This is a genomic window from Thermosynechococcus sp. QS41 (assembly GCF_031583515.1).
GTDB lineage: Bacteria > Cyanobacteriota > Cyanobacteriia > Thermosynechococcales > Thermosynechococcaceae > Thermosynechococcus.
In genome coordinates, this window is sequence record NZ_CP134181.1 from 1057227 (window position 1) to 1076504 (window position 19278).

Here is a 19278-nt window from a genome sequence, read left to right on the forward strand (position 1 = left end):
ATCTCTGAACCTATTCCCCAGAGCGGGATCGACAACTGAATACTGACCGAGGCTAAAAATTTTACAGTCACAAAAAAACGAAGTGCCTGAGGTGCTTGAAAAGTGACTGTGCTAAGCTAGTCATAGAGGCATTTCTAGGGCGCCGCTGTGCCTCTACCTTTGATGCCGTAAGGCGTTGAGCACGGAGAAGATCGATAATTTCGCTTCTGTGCTTGCGGTGCCTCTACCTTTGATGCCGTAAGGCGTTGAGCACAAACATTTTGTGTTTCATGTCTAAATTTACGTTGTGTGCCTCTACCTTTGATGCCGTAAGGCGTTGAGCACCCTTTGCCGTTGGCGTTCCTTTGCGTTGGCGTTCGTGCCTCTACCTTTGATGCCGTAAGGCGTTGAGCACAACAAGATGGTGCCTTTATTACCCTCAAACTTCCTGTGCCTCTACCTTTGATGCCGTAAGGCGTTGAGCACCTTTCCTTTGCTTTCCTTGCGGGATGCCTCTGCTTGTGCCTCTACCTTTGATGCCGTAAGGCGTTGAGCACTACGTCACAAGAACGTCAAAATCCCGTTCGTTCATTGTGCCTCTACCTTTGATGCCGTAAGGCGTTGAGCACGTATGTGCATGAAAAGAACACAACCACTCCATGGAGTGCCTCTACCTTTGATGCCGTAAGGCGTTGAGCACGCAAAGAGAAGGCAGAGCAAATAAAGCGATCAGCAGGTGCCTCTACCTTTGATGCCGTAAGGCGTTGAGCACGTATCGGGAAAAAGCGATGAACGACAAAGACTTTCAAGTGCCTCTACCTTTGATGCCGTAAGGCGTTGAGCACGCTCTTTCCTCTTTCCTTGCGGGATGGCTCTTTGTGCCTCTACCTTTGATGCCGTAAGGCGTTGAGCACTTCCTATTGCAGCCCCTAGTTTTTGTGTGCCTGTTAGTGCCTCTACCTTTGATGCCGTAAGGCGTTGAGCACGGACTGGCATTACTTTCTTCCCATCGATCCTTAGTGCCTCTACCTTTGATGCCGTAAGGCGTTGAGCACTTTATCCTAAGCGGGGGGCTAATCCTAAGCGGGGGGGGTGCCTCTACCTTTGATGCCGTAAGGCGTTGAGCACGCTCAGGCAGTGGCAGTGGTTCAAATAGCGGCGGTGTGCCTCTACCTTTGATGCCGTAAGGCGTTGAGCACTTTCCTGTTCCATAATTGGTTATCTCCTATAAACTGTGCCTCTACCTTTGATGCCGTAAGGCGTTGAGCACAAGGAGAGGCGCCTCGTAAAATTAAACATCCTTCTCGTGCCTCTACCTTTGATGCCGTAAGGCGTTGAGCACGCGCTAGTCGCAACAACGGCATCCAAAGTTTGGGTGTGCCTCTACCTTTGATGCCGTAAGGCGTTGAGCACTAGCTGAATTGACCTCTTTTTAGAGTGTTTCTAACGTGCCTCTACCTTTGATGCCGTAAGGCGTTGAGCACTTGAATCCGACAGTAATCACATACATTAGCTGCAAGTGCCTCTACCTTTGATGCCGTAAGGCGTTGAGCACCTTGATTTTGGAAATGTAGGTCAAGCTAAACAGGTGCCTCTACCTTTGATGCCGTAAGGCGTTGAGCACATAAATACTCGTTTTACTTAAAGGTTCTATTTGAGTGCCTCTACCTTTGATGCCGTAAGGCGTTGAGCACTTGAATAGCATCCATTTCTTGCTGAATATTATTGGTGCCTCTACCTTTGATGCCGTAAGGCGTTGAGCACCGGGATGCCTCTGATGCGGGATGCCTCTGATGGTGCCTCTACCTTTGATGCCGTAAGGCGTTGAGCACCTCGCCTGATTGCCGTTCTCTGAATCTGTTTGATCGTGCCTCTACCTTTGATGCCGTAAGGCGTTGAGCACGCTTTCCTTGCCGTGGCTTTCCTTGCCGTGGTTTTGTGCCTCTACCTTTGATGCCGTAAGGCGTTGAGCACCTTGGAGTGCGGGCTGGCTTCCTTCGCGGGCTGACTTGTGCCTCTACCTTTGATGCCGTAAGGCGTTGAGCACTACTCAAACATAAAAGGCTTTTTGAAAGCCTTCAGTGCCTCTACCTTTGATGCCGTAAGGCGTTGAGCACGTTAATGCGGCTTGGGGGAGGTAGTTATATTTTAAGTGCCTCTACCTTTGATGCCGTAAGGCGTTGAGCACCAGCAAACGCAAGATTTGCCGCAAATGGATCAAGTTAGTGCCTCTACCTTTGATGCCGTAAGGCGTTGAGCACCGTCGTTTACGATTACTAGGCGTTCAACATGCTGTGCCTCTACCTTTGATGCCGTAAGGCGTTGAGCACTGGCCTTTGCCCTCTTTGTGGCCTTTGCCCTATGCGTGCCTCTACCTTTGATGCCGTAAGGCGTTGAGCACCATCGTTAGGCGATGCATTTGCATTAGGCGATGCATGTGCCTCTACCTTTGATGCCGTAAGGCGTTGAGCACACGCTGTTCTTTTGTCACCTCCTCATAGGGAACATGTGCCTCTACCTTTGATGCCGTAAGGCGTTGAGCACTGGCCGGGCACTACGCAAGGCAAGCCTTACGGCAGGCCAGGTGCCTCTACCTTTGATGCCGTAAGGCGTTGAGCACTCCCCATGGACCTTACTGGTACGCTTACTGGAAATGTGCCTCTACCTTTGATGCCGTAAGGCGTTGAGCACCCCTCTCCGATTTGCCCTCTCCGAGCCTACGACTGTGCCTCTACCTTTGATGCCGTAAGGCGTTGAGCACGTTGTCGATGCCTACTGGTTGCCTACCGATGGCTGTGTGCCTCTACCTTTGATGCCGTAAGGCGTTGAGCACAGCAAGGCGCGGGTGACTTTGCGCGCCAAATTGAGGTGCCTCTACCTTTGATGCCGTAAGGCGTTGAGCACTTGAGGATGCAGACTGTGTACTTGGCAACAGTTCTTTAAGTGCCTCTACCTTTGATGCCGTAAGGCGTTGAGCACTTTCCTGATAACTTTATTATGCTGCAGCCTCACTAGTGCCTCTACCTTTGATGCCGTAAGGCGTTGAGCACTTTTGCCAGAGGACGTTGTGGACAAGATTAATAGTGATTAATACTGCCTCTACTCCTAGCGCTGTGGGCTAGCCCAGTGGTTGGTTAACTTTCTTGAATAAAAATAAAAATTTGTATCCAAAAGCTTTTTTGCTCCTTGTGGTTACCTACAGTAGAAGTTAAAATTTTTGTAAGTTGACAACTATAAGCCATCCATTAGCATGATTCTTGAAACTAGACAGTGGCTACCCTTGGCAGTGCTCCAGAGACCCATAGTTGAGGGAAAGCATTCAGATTAGGCGGGGATAATAAGATAGCGTTATGACTAGCCACAATCACTTTCTTGAAATCCATTACAGCTTGCGTGGAAGAACACTGCCAGCAGATCATGGCTATGCATTGTACTCTGCTATTAAAAAACAGTTGCAACAATCGGGGCGGCCAGATCTACCTTCAGATATACCAAGTGATCTTCGCCTTAGTAGTATTGCTGGAATTCCTAACGGTGAGGGAATGATTTATCTAAATCGTGCTTCACGCTTTCGCCTTCGCTGTCCTACAGATCAAGTGCAGACGTGGTATCGCTTTTTCCAGAACCAAGTGTTGGATATTCAGGGGCATCTGATTCGCCTTGTGCAACCTCGAATTACATTGCCAGAGCCTTCAGGAACCCTCGCAGCTCGCCTAGTCACTTTCAAATTAGAAGCAATTGATCACCTAGAAGTGCCCCGCTATTTTTTGGAATCTTGTCAAAAAGGCCTAACTCATTTAGGCATTCAGGGAAAGGTATTTATTCCTTCTGATCCGAATGGTGATTTAGCACGGCGCACGATTCAAGTGAAAGGCAAAAAAGTCGTAGGCTACCGTGTGATTGTTGAAGATTTAACTCCTGAAGATTCTCTAAAGTTGCAGTGGCATGGATTAGGAGGACGAAGACATTTTGGCTGCGGCTGGTTTTACCCGGTCAAGGAGGAAACAGATGCCGCCTAGTTCTCCACTCCCAAAACTAGACCCAGATATTTTGTTGGCAAAATCTTCACTCCCAAGCAGCGCCGACTGGAGAGGAACGTATCATTTAGCTGGTCATACCGCGGCGGTTGTGAAGTCAATTACCACTTTGGTTGATGCCTTGGGCACAGAGTTGCTCCAGCAGTTTGGATTTAGCAACGACACTAGGGAAACCCTGAGGGCAACGGCACGGCTGGCAGCCTATTTACACGACTGGGGCAAGGCCAATCACCAATTTCAAGGGGTGGTAAGGTACTCCCTCAGGGGTTCAACTCCATCTGTGCAGCCTCAACAGAACCCCTTGCAATACCCACAACTAATCCGTCATGAAGTGGGGTCTGTCTTGCTGGCGTGGGAGTTCCGAAACTGGCTTGGCCAATGCCCCAATGCTGACTTGATGACAGCGATCGCCGCAGCAGGAGGACATCACCTCAAATTAGGCGGTCAGCAGGGGCGAAACACCGGTGCACTGGGGGAGATCCGCGAGGGCAGTGGCGACCCTTACCTGTACTGGTATGTCCATCATCCTTCCTTCCACAAGCTGCTTCGCTATGGGGTGAGAACCCTAGGGCTGCCTCAAATCATTCCTCCTTTTGCGTTCTCATCGCGATGGGATATTAAAACAATCAAAGATAAGCGTGACGAAGTCTTGAATGCTTTCATCGAATGGGAACCAGATCTAGCGTTTCTTGCCGTTGTTAAAGCGCTACTGATTGCAGCAGATGCCATTGGTTCTGCCTCGGCGCAGGTTTCAACGAATATTCAGGAGTGGATTCGATCAGAGCTAGAGAATACCCTCACGGAAGCTGATTTACAAAAGGTCATTGATGCGCGTCGGGGGGAATATCCACTGCGCCCATTTCAGATTGATCTTAAAGACAAGTCGAAACGGGTAACATTGGCACGAGCAGGTTGCGGTACCGGCAAAACCTTGGGGGCTTATAATTGGGCGCTCCGCCACGGCATTGGACGCAAGTTATTTTTCTGCTATCCAACAACCGGCACCAGCACTGAGGGCTTTCTGGGCTATGTTCATCACCAAGTAGAGTCAGAGCTGTTGCACTCTCGGTCGGCTATTGATTTGGAGTTGGCTTACACAGGAGAAGAAGAAGACAATGGCGATGGAGCGGTTAATGAGGCCGCTCAGAAATTAGAAGCCTTCAAGGCTTGGGGGGCAAAGGTTAATGTTTGCACTGTGGATACCGTTTTGGGACTCCTGCAATGTCATCGCCGTCCCCTGTACTGCTTTCCAGCTCTTGCCAAGGCTGCTTTCGTCTTTGATGAAGTTCATTGCTATGACGATGCTCTCTTTGGTGCCTTACTGCGATTTCTCAAGGTTGTTAAAGCGCCGATTTTGCTGATGTCTGCCTCATTTCTACCGGCGCAGGTGGCGGCGATTCAGCAGGCAGTGGCAGAGGAAATTGCAATAATTCAAGGCCCTCAAACGCTAGAAGACCTGCCCCGCTATCGTTTCCATGAGCTAGCACAGCCAGATTGGGAGCGGGTTCAGCAAGAACTTGACCAGGGCGGTAGAGTTCTGTGGGTTTGCAATCAGGTCGATACAGCGATCGCCATCTACCAAGAGGCAAAAAAGAGGGGCTTGACGCCTCTCCTTTATCACAGTCGCTTTCGCTATGAAGATCGGGTGAAACACCATCGTGCCGTGGTGGAGGCTTTCCAGCAAGATCAAGCTGTTCTAGCAATTACGACCCAAGTGGCAGAAATGTCTTTGGATCTATCTGCAACCCTCCTTGTGACTCAAGTGGCGGATCCCGCAGGGCTAATTCAGCGATTGGGGCGACTAAATCGCCAATACTGTGGTCATTCCTGTGATGCTCTCTTTTACCCTGACGAAAACGTTGGTTTTCCCTATAAGCAAGGGGACTTAGAGGCAGGCTGGGCACTGGCACGCGCCTTCAAAAAACAAGATGTGAGTCAAAGGCAACTGTCAGACTGGCTCAAGCAAGTGAATATTAACACCAAGCCAAAGGAGCACTGCATCTGGCTAGACGGTCGCTGGCAAACCTACTCTGCTCCCTTGCGTGAAGCAGGCTATACCATTACTGCACTCCTCGAACAAGAGCTGGAAAAAATTGCCCCACTGAAGTCGAGTGAATTGCCGCGCTACACCCTTCCCCTCCCTACTAAGAACATCAAAGGTTGGCAGCGCCATAAGAGCGGTTATCTCATTGCCCCTAGAGAGCAGTGGCGCTATTGCCCAGAACTGGGTGCTGTTGAACCTAAGTAGGAGGTGAGTGAGCTTTGAGTCAGTTTACCCTGTCCCTTTTTGACCCTAATTTCCTCCTCCCCCATCGCGCAGGGGTTGCAGGATTGGCTCTAGCCTTATCTGAACTGGAGAACCAACGCAATGATGCTCCATTGGCGTGGAACATTACTGATGAAGCAGTTGAGTTGACATGGAAAGACAGTGATCAAAAGGTTGTGACATGGCTGCTAAAGCAAACCTATCAGATTAATCACCAAGGCTATCTAGAGGTTCCTGCCCTCAAGCTTGATGCACAGGGGCAATACACGTTTACCCAAGGGGTACTCACCACATTCCTCCAGCACAATACGCAGCGCAAACTCAGCAACACTTCTGTCACTCGCACGTTCTTAATTGAGCCGGATCAACCAGAGATCTCGATTGAGGTGAAGCCCCTAGAGAGCTGTTATTACACCAGCGACATCAAGGAGGCCTTTAACAATAAGGGAGCCTTCAAAAAAGAAATTCCCCTGAAGGGAAATCATCTGCCCGGACTGGTGGAATGTTTTGTCAATGGTCCCTATCAAGAATCGCCGCAGGGCTTTCTGGCGTTGCTTTTTTTGCCCCTTGCCTGTGGCTACTACCAACTTCCTCCCCAAACTGTTGGTGGCAAGCTCTCTGCCCGCTCAGCACTGGTGATTCCTGAAGTTCAAAATCTAAAGCACTGGGTTAAGCGCCGTCGGGCGATGTCGGGGTGCACCTATCGAGACTTTCGTAGCAGTGGCGCTGGTGAATCTGCTTTGCACTTTCTACTGCAAGAGAAGGCAATAGAAGAGAGTCAGCAGTTTGGCGGGCACTACTGCGAGGTTTACCAGTTGGGGAAGCAAGTCTGGGATGCCCAGCAAGCTTACCTGAAACAGGCGGTGTATCGCGTAGAGGTTACGGATGAAGTCCTCGAATTGTATGAAGTCGCCCGCCAAGTCTTTCCTGCTCGTGTGCGACAAAAGGAGAATGGTGAAACTTGGTTAGCTCTTTCTAAAGCACTGCCTTGGATTTGTGACAATTTAATTGGAGGTCAGCCTTGGTATGCAGGTTTCTTTGAGTTTTACAAACGTAATAAGGCCTATGAACGTGAAGGGTTGGTAAAAATGACTGAATACTTGAATCCTGATGAGCGAGTGCTGTTTGAGGTGGTCCAAGGTGCCTTTAGCGTATACCTGTCTGGGCAATTCAAACAGGCTCAAAAGCAAGGTCGCAACTTAGACTATGGGCAAGTGACCGATAAGGTTATCTACCGATTCCAACGTCCGAGTACGCAACAGGAATTTGCTACTGCATTGGTGGATTTCCTAAGCCAGTTTCGCAGCAAGGCCGCTCGCGATAAGGGCCCGCAAATTGTTCACTGGATTCACCGTGAGGAAAACTGGCGGCGAGCAAGAGATCTGGTACTGCTGGCGATCGCTACCTACCGCAGTAAGAGAGGAGACTCTCTCAACGGTGTCGATATCCCCTTGGAATCAATGGCTGAAGGGGATGTCACAGAAGATGAAATGTTTTCCTTCGCCGATGAATAGTTTCTGTCTCTAATTCAGGAGAAATAACAATGACGAAACATCTTTTTGCAACAATTGTAACGACCACTGCTGTCGCAGCCAACAACCGCGGGGAAGGGGATGGCAGCACCCTCTCAACTTTGCAAAAAATCACCCGTGGCAATGATCAATACACTACTGTGAGTGCAGAAGCGATCCGTTGGGGATTGCGGGAGTATTTTCAAAACCATTACGAAAAAGAGACCAACCGTACATTTAACCCTGAAACCGATCGATATAGCTTCAAAGATGAAAAGTTCAGTGCTGAGAAATATATTGATGATGACTTGTTTGGCTACATGGACGCCAAAAAGGGGAAGGATAATGAAGATGCCACGACCAAACGGCGTGGTGCCCTAGAAATTAGTCGCGCTATGAGTCTGGATCCCTATTGGGGGGATATTGCCTTTGGCTCGAAAGGGGGGGAAAAGGGCAAAACCTCGATTCACAGTACAGAGGTGCACTGCACTGCCTATCAGTACACGATCGCCCTCACGCCAGAAAGTCTTAAGAAACCGGAACGGGCACTACTCGCCTTGGATGCTATTGGCGCTGTCCGTCATGTGGGCGGTAACCATGCCCGCTTTTTGTACGACTTTCGTCCAGAGTCCATTGTGCTTCGGATAACCGATGATCCGAGTCCTTGGATTATGGACGTGTTTAAGCGCATTGGCGAATCGGTGGGCTGCCCGCGGCTAGTGCGACTAGTGGAAGTGGGGGATGTGAAGGCTGATGAGCTAATCGTTGGCGGTGAGATTGCCGATACCCCCTATGGTCAGCAGTTAAAGGCGTTAGGGGTTCAGGTCTATCGCGGGGTCAAAGAAGCGATCGCTCACGCCAAAGAACAATTAAAGCAACAACTCAAGCTTGAGGTACCTGTCTAATGCAACTTTACATTGATTGTCCCTGTACCAGTTTTCCCCGCAGCTTTGCCCGTGACTTTAAGGAGACCTACCGCTATCCACCCCCCTCCACGATCTATGGCATGCTCCTTTCCCTGATCGGTGAAGAGAATTTGGATCAACATTGGGGTGTCAAACTGGCCATTGGTATCGTTGGTGCTGACCCGCCCATTTCGCGAATTTTACGCAAACAGCGGCATCACAAGTTCAGTAAGAATCGCCTCGGCACCTATTCCACGAGTAAATTCTCCAAGCCGAATCACCATGAACTGCTCACAGATGTGCAAGTGGTTGTCAAAGTTGATTCGAGTGAGGAAAATGCACCACTGAAGCTGGTTGATCGGCTGGCGATCGCCCTCACCACACCCCAGCAAATTTCCCGCTTTGGTGGCCTGAGTTTGGGGGAGTCGTGGGCACTGGTCAATGGTGTACGCCCCTATCGGGACAACGATGGCTCGATCCGCTGGCTCATTAAAGACAATCGAGGTCTCATTAGCCTGCCCATCTGGATTGATCGTCAGAGCAGCCAAGGAACCTTTCAACGCTTTCGCTTAGGCAACGAATTTGAAGACCATTGCTGGGTCAGGATTCCGCAGCTAACTGTGCCAACCCCAAGATCGCGACCCTCCGCCGCTCGCAGATCTTGATGCCAATCGAGCAAATTGCGGTTTGTTAACAACCTTAGCCTGAGCTGGCCGTCTAGGAGCACTGATTAAAGGCATTGATGCGCCACCAGCGGATATTTTCTGCCTCAAAGCGGCCATCTAAATCCACTCGTACTGAAAAGTCAAACCAAGCAGCGGGGGGAATTTCCATCCCCCACAGGCGATCGCTCCCCAACACAACACTAATCAGGCACTGCAAAAAGCCGCCATGACTAATACACCAAACACACTGCTCATCCCTGTGGCGTCGGAGTTGTTTCCAAGCCTGTTTTGCCCGCTGCCAGGCCATGGCCATTGACTCTGCCTCTGGTACGGGAATCAGGTAGTCACTCTCTTCAAGTTTTTCACAGAGATCGGGATGCTGCGCCTGCGCCTGCGCCCACGTGAGTCCTGTGAAAATGCCCTGATCAATTTCAATTAACTCCGCCAACTCTTGAACCTTTAGGTCAGGACGAGGATTCATGAGCATCGCCGTATCGTGGCAGCGTTGCAGCGGACTCGTGTAAATGGCATTCGGCGGTGGGAGTTTTTCCCGCAGGGCAAGGGCTTGCTGCCGTCCCCGTTCTGTGAGGGGCACATCTTGCCGTCCTAACATGACACCTGAGGCATTACCCACAGCCTCACCATGGCGGATCAAAATTAAGCGCATTGTGTAGCTCTCCCCTAGGGCGGCAATTGGCAAGTGCAACCCCTGATCGCTAAAATTATCGTACTGTGTGGCTGCGCTCTATCCTCAGCCTCAAATTTATTCATATTTCTTGACTGCGTACCTGTGCCTGTAACACTCTCTGCTCCCCCCATCCGTCCTGCTTGGCATGGCCTGATTCACGCCTACCGTGACTTTTTGCCCGTGAGCGATCGCACTCCAGTAGTTACGCTCTATGAAGGCAATACACCACTAATTCCCGTGCCTCAAATTGCTGCACGGATTGGCCGCAATGTCTCGGTTTATGTCAAGTACGATGGCCTCAACCCGACGGGGAGCTTCAAAGATCGCGGCATGACGATGGCCATTTCCAAGGCCAAGGAAGCGGGAGCCGAAGCCGTGATCTGTGCCAGCACAGGCAATACCTCAGCCGCTGCTGCCGCCTATGCCCGCCGAGCGGGACTGCGCGCCTATGTCTTGGTGCCCGAAGGCTATGTTGCCCAAGGGAAACTCGCCCAAGCCCTCCTGTATGGTGCCGAAGTCATTGCCATTGAGGGCAACTTTGATAAAGCCCTAGAGATTGTGCGCCTAATGGCGGAAACTTACCCCGTGACGCTGGTCAATTCCGTCAATCCCTATCGGCTAGAAGGACAGAAAACAGCCGCCTTTGAGGTGGTGGATAGCTTGGGCAATGCCCCCGATTGGCTGTGTATCCCTATGGGTAATGCAGGAAACATTACCGCCTATTGGATGGGCTTTTGCCAGTATCGTGAGCAAAATCGTTGCGATCGCCTGCCGCGCATGATGGGCTTTCAAGCAGCGGGATCTGCCCCCCTTGTCAAGGGTGAGATTGTCACCCATCCGGAAACGATTGCGACGGCCATTCGTATTGGTAATCCTGCCAACTGGCAACGGGCGATCGCTGTCAAAGAAGCCAGTCAAGGAACCTTTGAGGCCGTCACCGATGAGGAAATCCTCAATGCCTATTGCCTGCTGGCTTCTGAGGAAGGTATCTTCTGTGAACCTGCTAGTGCGGCTTCTGTGGCGGGTCTCTTGAAATTGGCCGATCAGGTGCCCAGTGGTGCCACGGTGGTTTGTGTACTGACGGGCAATGGTCTCAAGGATCCAGAAACAGCGCTCAAGCAACAGAGCGATCGCTTCCACCGCCACATTGAACCCACTGAGCAAACCGTAGCCAAGGTCATGGGCTTTTAGAAACCGCGTTCCGCTCGCATCAGGTGGCGACTGGCCTTCAAGAGTTGTACTGCGGCTCGATTGGTGGCTAAGCTGGCAACATTGGCGGTGGTGGGTGCAGCTGCTGTCAAGCTGGCAGGTTGAGCTAACTGCTGAGCACGGCTAAACAGATCGCGCACGGTGGGATTGCCCCCACGAAAGTAGGCCATTTCTGCTTCGGTGCGGGTCAACTCACGACTCACTTGAAAAGGCGCATCAAAGTAACTGCGGGAGAGATCCGCTTGACCCGTGCGAGCCTCACCGAGGTTGCGAGCAGCTTCATAAATACGGGTGGCTGCTTTGGCCGTTTCCTTGGCTTGGAAGTAGTTGCCGCTTTGCTGAAGTTGCTGGGCTGAGGCCAGTAGGCGATCGCCCAAGCTCAAGAGACTGGCATCTACCCCACTCATGGACTTTGCCCGCATCCCTTCATATTGCGCTTTGGCGAGGTCTCGAAACGCACTCCGCGCCTCCCGTTCCACAGAGCTAGATGAAGGAGAGCCGGGACGTGCCATTGCGGCTGGAGCGATCGTCAGCGGTAGGAGAATTGCTGCAACAGTGGTTGCCACAAGAGGTTGCCATCGTAGAGTCATCATCCTATCCTCCAATTCAACTTGAGTAAGCAGATCTGGCGCTTGGAGCAGTGGTTTGTGCCAGATCCAGCTTGAGAATATCAAGTGAAAGTGACGTAAAAGTGACAGCCTATCCTAGGGAGCAAGGGGCAATCTGACGGTAAAGGTAGAACCTTGATTCTCTTGGCTGTGAACTGTGATGCTGCCCCGGTGAAGATGGACGATTTGGCGCACAATCGCTAGTCCTAGCCCTGAACCGCTAATGCCCTGTTGTCGCACCCGCTCATCCCGATAGAAATAATCAAAAATATGGGGCAGGGCCGCTTCACTAATTCCCATGCCTGTATCACTGACGTGAATCACTGCTGAGCTTCCCTGCGGTTCTAACCGAAGCGTAATCGTGCCTCCCTTGGGGGTATAGCGATCAGCATTGGTGAGCAGATTGAGGATCACTTGCTTGAGCATCTCGCGATCGCCCTGAATAAACATAGGAACCGATGGCACTTCGAGATAAAAGTGATGACTAGCTGTGCCTGTTTCCTGCCATTCTTGGACGACTTGCTCGATGAAGGGCACTAAATCAAAGGATGTGGCAAAGTCTGGGGGAGATACCCCCTCATAGCGAGCCAGAAAGAGCAAATCATTTACCAGTTGTCCCATGGCCTTCGCCAGCGTGGCCACTTTTTCTAGCCGAGGTAGGGACTGCTCAGGGGCTTGTCGAGCCAGCAGGAGTCCGACTTGGGCATGGCTGAGAATTGCTGCAATGGGTGCTCGCAGTTCGTGGGAAGCATTGGCCGTAAATCGAGCTAGGCGATCGCAGGCGGCCTCAAGACGCTGTCCCCGCAGATCCACTTCCTGATAGAGTTGGCAAAACCAATGAATTGCTAAACCACTACTGCCCAACCCCACCACCACCGCCAATAGGAGCACAACGGTATTGATCTGCCGCAGCGCCTCTAAATGTTGTTGGCGATCGGCCAAAAGGCGATCTTCTTCGCTCATGAAGGCGTTAATAGCAACACGGGAACGATCCATTGCCTGTTTTGCTTGCTCCAATTGCCGATAAAAGTAGAGTCGTTGCTCCGTCTCTGCTAGAGAAAGGTTGGGGGCGTCCTCCAGTTGCTGTGCTAACAAGTGAAAAGTTTCTTCTACTAAGGATTTGAAGTGCCGAAAGTGCTCTAACTGGTGTGGGTTATCGCTGATCAGTACCTCTAAATTCTCAAGGGTTAAGGGCAATTGGGCGGCAGCAGTGTAGTACGGTTCGAGAAAGCCCACCTGTCGCGTGAGATGATAGCCGCGCACCCCTGTTTCAGCATCAATGAGGTGATTTAATAGCTCCCGTCCCTCAAGCTGCACCCGTTGCGTATGGCGCACCCATCCTTCGTAGTCCGCAATGCTAGCACTGAGCCAAATCAACACCCCCACAGTACTCAAGAGACAGCACACAGGTAGGGCAATGATGACAATGCCCCGTTGGGTGGGGGGCAGTCGCTGCCATCCTTGAACCTTTAGGCATAATCCCTTCAGCATCGTTCTAGGAACTGGCTTGTAGGCGGTAGCCCATACCGTAGATGGTCTCTAGCCAATCGGCACACCCCAGCTCCCCTAGGCGCAGGCGCAAGCGGCGAATTTGGGTACTGACGGCGTTACTTTCTGGTTGATTGTCCCACTCCCAAAGGTTCAGTTCCAGTTGTTCGCGACTAATGACTTGCCCCGGATGACGCAGAAAAAACTCCAAAAACTGGTATTCCCTTGTGGAGAGCACGATCGTGCGATCGCCCCGTTGGAGTGTCATTGAGGGCAAATCTAAGACTAAATCTTGCAGATACAATTGATCGCCTAGCCATTGGGGCGATCGCCGGCCAAGGGCACGCACCCGCGCCAACAGTTCCATCACATCCACGGGCTTGATCAAATAATCATCGGCACCCGCATCTAGCCCCATCACTTTGTCAGCAGTGGTATCTTTGGCGGTGAGCAACAGTATGGGTGTGCTCTTCCCCTGTTGACGGTACTGGCTACACAGTTCGAGGCCACTGACTTTCGGTAGCATCCAGTCCAAAATCAGCAAGTCATAGGTTTTTTCCTGCATCAGCCATTGGGCTGTTTCTCCCTCCTGAACTCCATCCACCAGATGCCCCACGTGGGAGAGGGCAGTGCTCAGCGGCTCTAGTTGCTCTGGATCATCTTCTACGAGGAGAATGCGCATCCAACCAAACCCTGAGTCAACCTAGAGACACTACTCTAATAATTTTAGTTCTTGGCCTTTGTTGAATAGCCGCAACACCAGTTTCTCTAGCTCCACCCACACAAAGACAAGGGTGCTAAAGCCGATGCACACGGCTAGCTCAGTTCCCGAGAGCAGATAGGTACCAAAGAACCGTCGCAAGGGGGAGGCGTAGATCAGCAGGAGTTGCAGAATCGTTGTCAAAATGACTGATCCCCAAACAAAGAGGTTGGAGGTGGGGCTCATTTCAAGCGTCAGCCGTGTACTGGAACGGGCGGCAAGGGCATGACCCATTTGAGCGAGACAGAGGGTGGTAAAAACCATGGTTGTCCAACGTCTTGGATCGAGTCCTCCTTCCAGATGTTCAGCGGTGTAGCTGTAGGCCCATACCATCAGGGAGATGCCGACGATCGCCAAGATCAAACCGACACGAATCATATAGGAACCCAAGCCACGGCTGAAAATACTTTCATTGGGTTTAACCGGAGGACGCTTCATGACATCGGGATCCCCCGGCTCAACAGCAAGGGCAAGGGCAGGCAGGCCATCCGTCACCAAGTTCATCCAGAGGATTTGCAAGGGCGTTAGAGGCACACCTCCTAGTCCCAGTAGGGGTGAGCAGGCAATCGTGATCACCTCACCAATGTTGGAGCCGAGAATGTATTTAATAAAGCGACGAATATTGCTGTAGATCACTCGCCCTTCCTCGGTAGCGGCGACAATGGTGGCAAAGTTATCATCCAAGAGCACCATATCGCTGGCTTCCTTGGTGACATCCGTCCCCGTAATCCCCATGGCTACGCCAATGTCGGCCTGTTTGAGGGCAGGGGCATCATTGACGCCATCACCGGTCATGGCCACAATTTCACCGTGACGTTGCAAGGATTTCACAATCCGCAGTTTGTGTTCTGGAGACACCCGCGCATAGACATTGACGGTCAGGGTTGCTGCATCCAGTTCTGCGGGACTCATTTTTTCGAGGTCTCGACCGGTTAGCGCCTGATCGCCCCACTGACAGATACCAATTTGACTGGCGATCGCCTGTGCCGTCAGTTGATGATCCCCCGTAATCATAATCGGGCGAATCCCAGCAGTGCAACAGGTGGCGACGGCCGCCAGTACCTCTGGACGGGGGGGATCAAGAATGCCCACTAGCCCCAACCAGATCAAATCCTGCTCACTGGTGTCTACACTCTCCGCTGGTGGCAGCGCTGACCAGTAGCGATGGGCAATGCCCAAGACCCGCAGCCCTTGAGCGGCAAAGCGATCGTTTTGGGCGAGAATCTCTTGGCGATCGGCCAGTGTTAGGGGTTGAATGTCGCGACCCACCTGCCGCCATTGACAGCGTTCCAAGGTCAGTTCGGGTGACCCTTTGGTAATCATCCAGTAGGGTTCCTTGGCGGCAATCGCAGGAACGGACTCACTGCGGTAGAACGTACTCATGCGCTTGCGATCGGCATCAAAGGGAAACTCCGCGACCCGCTCCGCCGTTTCCTGCAATGCTTTGAGGTCAATCCCCCCTTTAGCGGCCAAGGGCAGGAGAGAGCCTTCGGTCGGGTCGCCGAGAATCACCCATTCGGCTGCGTGTTGTTTGAGCAAGGCATCATTACACAGTGCCCCTGCCAGTAGCAGTAGGTGCCGTTCGTATAATGCTGAGGCGTCATCGGTATTGGCGTCGTAAAAGTCGCCCTTGGGTTCATAGCCATTGCCGCTCACCTTGGCGCGATAGAAGGTAGTAGCCACTGCCTGCACCACCATTTTGTTTTGGGTGAGGGTACCCGTTTTATCCGAGCAGATCGTTGTCACACTCCCCAGTGTCTCCACGGCCGGCAGCCGCCGAATCAGGGCATGGCGTTTCACCATCCGTTGTGTTCCCAATGCAAGGGTGACGGTAATCACGGCGGGCAAGCCTTCGGGGACGACGGCCACCGCCATACTGAGGGAGACTTCAATGAGATGCGGCAGCAGTGAGGGATCGTAGAGACCCCCAGCAATCACGACAATGCTCACCAGCACCAACGCAATGGCGACTAGGCGATTGCCCAGCTCGGTCATCCGTTTTTGCAGGGGTGTGGGTTCCTGCTCCACCCCTTGCAGGGCAGCGGCAATTTTCCCTAGTTCAGTGTCCATGCCGATCGCGGTGACGATGGCGGCTCCTCGCCCTTGGTTGACCTCTGTGCCCGCAAAGACTAGATTGGCGCGATCGCCCAGTTCCGTATCAAGGGGCAAGATTTGCGCAGCATTTTTACTGGCGGCTTCTGCTTCACCGGTGAGTGCTGCCTCGCGGATTTGCAGGTTGACCGCTTCAAGGAGGCGACCATCGGCAGCTACTTTGACCCCCGCTTCCAAAAAGAAAATGTCCCCAACCACCAGTTCAGGGGAATCAATTTCCATGACCTTGCCCTCGCGCAGGACACGCACCTTGGGCGCCGCCATACTTTTCAGCGCAGCGAGTGCCTCTTCAGCACGGGCTTCTTGGACATAACCTAGAATGGCATTGAGAATCACCACCACCAGAATTGCAGTTGCGTCCTTGGGGAAGGGGATGGTGTTTTCTTCGAGGGATTCGAGAATCTCCAATGTGCCAGAGATGAAGGCCACCACGAGCAGCATGATCAGCATGACATTGCGAAACTGATCAATGAAAATCTGCCAGCGCGGGCGGCGGCCATTGTCAACGAGTTCATTGCGGCCATATTGGGCTTGTCGCCGTTGCACTTCTGCAGAACTCAGTCCCTGTTGGCGATCGCTCCCCAAGCGGCTAATGACTTCATCAGCACTCAGAGCATGCCAAACTGATTCACGATCCATGGGGGAGGAGGCATTGGAGGAGGTCATGGCGGGTGAGGAGATGAACAGTTTTTATCCTTTCTTTATCTTCGTCTATTTTTCTGGAACCATACCAAAGCGCTGCCAATAGTCCTCATAGCGCGCCATCAGCGTCAGAGGTGGCTCAGGCTGTGTCCAAAACTCTACGAGGGTGTGTCCCGTTGCCCAAGTGTCTTGATTGAGGGGGCTACGACGTTGTAGCAGCAAGGGAGCCAAGGTTTTCAGATCAAAGGGGCGCGTTGGTACCTCGATGCGATCGCTGGCATTTTGCAACAGCGTGTAGAGTTCATAGGCCAGTTGCAATTTACAAAGAATCACCGGCAGGTGTTCTAGGGGCAGTTGTTCAGCGAGGAGCCATGCAGCGGCGGGAGACCCCGTGAGCATGGTCGAAAGAAACTGGAGCACTGGTCGCTTGAGCAAATCGGTAATGCCCTGACTGGTGGTGATGCGGTGGCAATAGGTGTCAATGAGGCGAGAAGCAGCGTGAAGCCGTGTCTGGCGATCGCTAAGCCAGCGAGCCATGCGGATCTGCTTGGCGGGGGCAATTAAATTCACAAGGGTATCACTGAGGGCATCGAGTCCCCAAGCCATGCGTTCTTCAGTGCCGTTGACAATCGGCAAAATATGGGGCGTATAGGTGCCCAACTGTTCTTGGCGATAGGCCACCGCCTCGCGAATACTCACTTCCTTGGGACGGGTACCCCGTTGCCAGTCGTAGGGGGGATGCCATTCCCGCAGGGGGCGTAGCCGATCCACTTGGGTGACCGCCACCACAATCGGCAAGTCCCTCACCTCTTGGCGAATCAATTGCAGGGCGGTGATGTCCGGGGCAAGGGCAGGATCCAGCGCTGGGGTCAGCAGCAGCACTACATCCATGCGCGGCAGTAATTCCCGCAGGCGAGCTTGAATATCGGCACCGCGAATATCTTCGTAGCCGGGGGTATCCCACAGGGTCAAATCCTGCTGCCAACGGTATTGCCGGATCTCGTTTGTGTTGGGCAAGGGGGAAACACGGGTGGTGGGGGCAGCAAATAAACTATTGATCAGGCTACTTTTGCCTGCGCCGGTGCGACCCACGAGAAAGACGTTCACAGGCTCAGTTTCGGCACGGGCAAGGGGCAGACTCTGCTCTAAAATGTCCTGTAATGTGCCTGTATCTGTGCGCGGGGTGGGTAATTCCAGTTGGGTGAGGCTGCCACTGTAGAGGGCGATCGCCCGCAGTCCCAAGGCCTTGAGCACCTGTTCCCGCAGGGTGAGCCCCAAGTTAGCAATCAGGGCTTGATTGGCCTTTTGCTGCTGCTCTTGGGTAAAGGTTTTGGTAATCGCCACACTTGGATTGAGGAGCCACTGCGCCCAATTCCAAGCCGTAAAGCCCCAACGCGCAACGGGTGCCACCTGCCGTGAAAGTTCATAGGCGCGCACTGCCTGCCCCACAGTTACCCGCGACAAAATTGGGTTGAGGGTTTCCAGCCAGCGATCCACATCATCAATCGTGTCCCGCAAGAGGCGGTAGGCTTGGGGCACATAGATTTGCAGCAGGGGACGCTGAGCATTGGGATAATAGACCTTGGCAATCTCACTGACGAGGGTTTGTGCCCGCTGCCAAAAGAGTGGCCAATTTTCCCAAGGGGGTGGGTCTTGACGACTCTGCTCAAGGGTGTGTTGGAGAATCTTCAGGGCGCGTTGAGCCGTTTCTGAATCACTGCTTCTTGGCAAATCAAAGGGACGGGGGTCAATCTCTGTCGGCTGACCCTTGAGCCAATGGGCAACCCCCCACCGCCACAGCAGCAGAATCAGCACGACTACTGCCCAGACCCAACTCAGTCCCCAAGCATGAATTTGTATTGAGGCCGCGGTGAGGATAAAGCTGGCGATCGCCACCAGTGGCAAGATCAAAAGAATCCACTGCCACCAAGAGGGCTGCATCGGCTAGGTGGTCACTAGTGACTCAAAGGGAATGCGTTGGGCGTGGCCCCAAAAGGCCTCAAGGTTGTAGTATTGACGTTCCTTGGGCAACTGCACATGGACAATCACATCACCGTAGTCCATCAGCACCCATGAACATTCCGCTTGGCCTTCAATATGTTGGGGTTGGCGTTGGCAATGTTCAAGAGCCGCCTCCTCAATCCCTTGATAAATGGCGCGCACTTGGGTTTTTGAGAGTCCCGTAATGATCACAAAGTAATCGGTGAGGTAGGACACACCACTCACATCCAAAAGGCAGATATCCACTCCCTTGCGATCGTCGGCGGCATAGGCTGCGGTCCATGCTAGTTTAAGGCTAGGGTCAGCAATTGCGGCTACCCGTTGCATCTGTTGAATAGTCAGGCTGCTGTCTCCTAAACGCACTCCTTTATCCTTTGATTTTACCTATTGGTTTAGGGAGGGGTAGG

13 protein-coding genes and 1 CRISPR repeat array are annotated in these 19278 nt (G+C 52.4%); of the genes, 6 read left to right on the forward strand and 7 right to left on the reverse strand.

Annotated features, from left to right (window positions below; all coding sequences use genetic code 11):
• Positions 1–147 precede the first annotated feature (147 nt).
• A CRISPR array of direct repeats spans positions 148–3108; the repeat unit is 36 nt; unit sequence GTGCCTCTACCTTTGATGCCGTAAGGCGTTGAGCAC.
• Between the two features lie 221 nt (positions 3109–3329).
• The 5 genes from cas6 (at position 3330) to cas5 (ending at position 9363) form a co-directional block, all read left to right on the forward strand.
• Positions 3330–3998 carry a type I-MYXAN CRISPR-associated protein Cas6/Cmx6 gene (gene cas6 / locus RHJ80_RS04985; RefSeq protein WP_310453400.1) on the forward strand — a complete coding sequence of 223 codons (669 nt, stop codon included), beginning with the start codon at positions 3330–3332 and terminating at the stop codon, positions 3996–3998.
• Positions 3999–4107: 109 nt separating this feature from the next.
• Positions 4108–6264, forward strand: coding sequence for a CRISPR-associated helicase Cas3' (gene cas3, locus RHJ80_RS04990; RefSeq protein ID WP_310801588.1), 2157 nt, complete (start codon positions 4108–4110; stop codon positions 6262–6264).
• Positions 6265–6347: 83 nt separating this feature from the next.
• On the forward strand, positions 6348–7796 hold the full coding sequence (gene cas8a1, locus RHJ80_RS04995; RefSeq protein ID WP_310801589.1) for a type I-MYXAN CRISPR-associated Cas8a1/Cmx1: 1449 nt from the start codon (positions 6348–6350) through the stop codon (positions 7794–7796).
• 29 nt (positions 7797–7825) lie between these two features.
• Entirely contained in the window at positions 7826–8698 is an 873-nt protein-coding gene (cas7i, locus tag RHJ80_RS05000; RefSeq protein WP_206201331.1) for a type I-B CRISPR-associated protein Cas7/Cst2/DevR, read from the forward strand.
• The gene (gene cas5, locus RHJ80_RS05005) at positions 8698–9363 is read left to right on the forward strand and encodes a CRISPR-associated protein Cas5 (RefSeq protein ID WP_302676603.1); all 666 of its coding nucleotides are present in this window, start codon (positions 8698–8700) and stop codon (positions 9361–9363) included. Before cas7i ends, cas5 begins: the two co-directional genes overlap by 1 nt.
• A gap of 52 nt (positions 9364–9415) precedes the next feature.
• Here cas5 and RHJ80_RS05010 read toward each other — a convergent pair whose 3' ends face one another.
• Complete coding sequence (locus tag RHJ80_RS05010) at positions 9416–10030, reverse strand: histidine phosphatase family protein (protein ID WP_206201333.1); 615 nt, start codon at positions 10028–10030, stop codon at positions 9416–9418.
• A 123-nt stretch (positions 10031–10153) separates the two neighbouring features.
• Between RHJ80_RS05010 and thrC the strand changes: the two genes are divergently transcribed.
• Entirely contained in the window at positions 10154–11242 is a 1089-nt protein-coding gene (thrC, locus tag RHJ80_RS05015) for a threonine synthase (protein WP_206201334.1), read from the forward strand.
• Here the strand turns inward: thrC and RHJ80_RS05020 are convergent.
• The 6 genes from RHJ80_RS05020 to rsfS form a co-directional block, all read right to left on the reverse strand.
• On the reverse strand, positions 11239–11853 hold the full coding sequence (locus RHJ80_RS05020; protein WP_310743477.1) for a hypothetical protein: 615 nt from the start codon (positions 11851–11853) through the stop codon (positions 11239–11241). The two genes, thrC and RHJ80_RS05020, sit on opposite strands and share 4 nt — an antisense overlap.
• A gap of 111 nt (positions 11854–11964) precedes the next feature.
• The gene (locus RHJ80_RS05025; protein WP_310801590.1) at positions 11965–13359 is read right to left on the reverse strand and encodes an ATP-binding protein; all 1395 of its coding nucleotides are present in this window, start codon (positions 13357–13359) and stop codon (positions 11965–11967) included.
• A 4-nt stretch (positions 13360–13363) separates the two neighbouring features.
• Positions 13364–14038 carry a two-component system response regulator RppA gene (rppA, locus tag RHJ80_RS05030; protein ID WP_149817808.1) on the reverse strand — a complete coding sequence of 225 codons (675 nt, stop codon included), beginning with the start codon at positions 14036–14038 and terminating at the stop codon, positions 13364–13366.
• 30 nt (positions 14039–14068) lie between these two features.
• Positions 14069–16867, reverse strand: coding sequence for a cation-translocating P-type ATPase (locus RHJ80_RS05035; RefSeq protein WP_310801591.1), 2799 nt, complete (start codon positions 16865–16867; stop codon positions 14069–14071).
• 72 nt (positions 16868–16939) lie between these two features.
• Positions 16940–18811, reverse strand: a complete 1872-nt coding sequence (locus RHJ80_RS05040) for a GTPase (protein ID WP_310801592.1) — start codon at positions 18809–18811, stop codon at positions 16940–16942.
• Between the two features lie 3 nt (positions 18812–18814).
• Complete coding sequence (rsfS, locus tag RHJ80_RS05045; RefSeq protein WP_206201339.1) at positions 18815–19234, reverse strand: ribosome silencing factor; 420 nt, start codon at positions 19232–19234, stop codon at positions 18815–18817.
• Between the last annotated feature and the right edge of the window lie 44 nt (positions 19235–19278).

Excerpts from the sequence above, each read along its gene's own strand:
- rppA (WP_149817808.1), bottom strand. The coding sequence starts at position 14,038 with ATGCGCATTCTCCTCGTAGAAGATGATCCAGAGCAACTAGAGCCGCTG.
- RHJ80_RS05010 (WP_206201333.1), bottom strand. The coding sequence starts at position 10,030 with ATGCGCTTAATTTTGATCCGCCATGGTGAGGCTGTGGGTAATGCCTCA.
- cas6 (WP_310453400.1), top strand. The coding sequence starts at position 3,330 with ATGACTAGCCACAATCACTTTCTTGAAATCCATTACAGCTTGCGTGGA.
- RHJ80_RS05025 (WP_310801590.1), bottom strand. The coding sequence starts at position 13,359 with ATGCTGAAGGGATTATGCCTAAAGGTTCAAGGATGGCAGCGACTGCCC.
- cas5 (WP_302676603.1), top strand. The coding sequence starts at position 8,698 with ATGCAACTTTACATTGATTGTCCCTGTACCAGTTTTCCCCGCAGCTTT.
- RHJ80_RS05020 (WP_310743477.1), bottom strand. The coding sequence starts at position 11,853 with ATGATGACTCTACGATGGCAACCTCTTGTGGCAACCACTGTTGCAGCA.
- cas7i (WP_206201331.1), top strand. The coding sequence starts at position 7,826 with ATGACGAAACATCTTTTTGCAACAATTGTAACGACCACTGCTGTCGCA.
- RHJ80_RS05040 (WP_310801592.1), bottom strand. The coding sequence starts at position 18,811 with ATGCAGCCCTCTTGGTGGCAGTGGATTCTTTTGATCTTGCCACTGGTG.
- RHJ80_RS05035 (WP_310801591.1), bottom strand. The coding sequence starts at position 16,867 with ATGGATCGTGAATCAGTTTGGCATGCTCTGAGTGCTGATGAAGTCATT.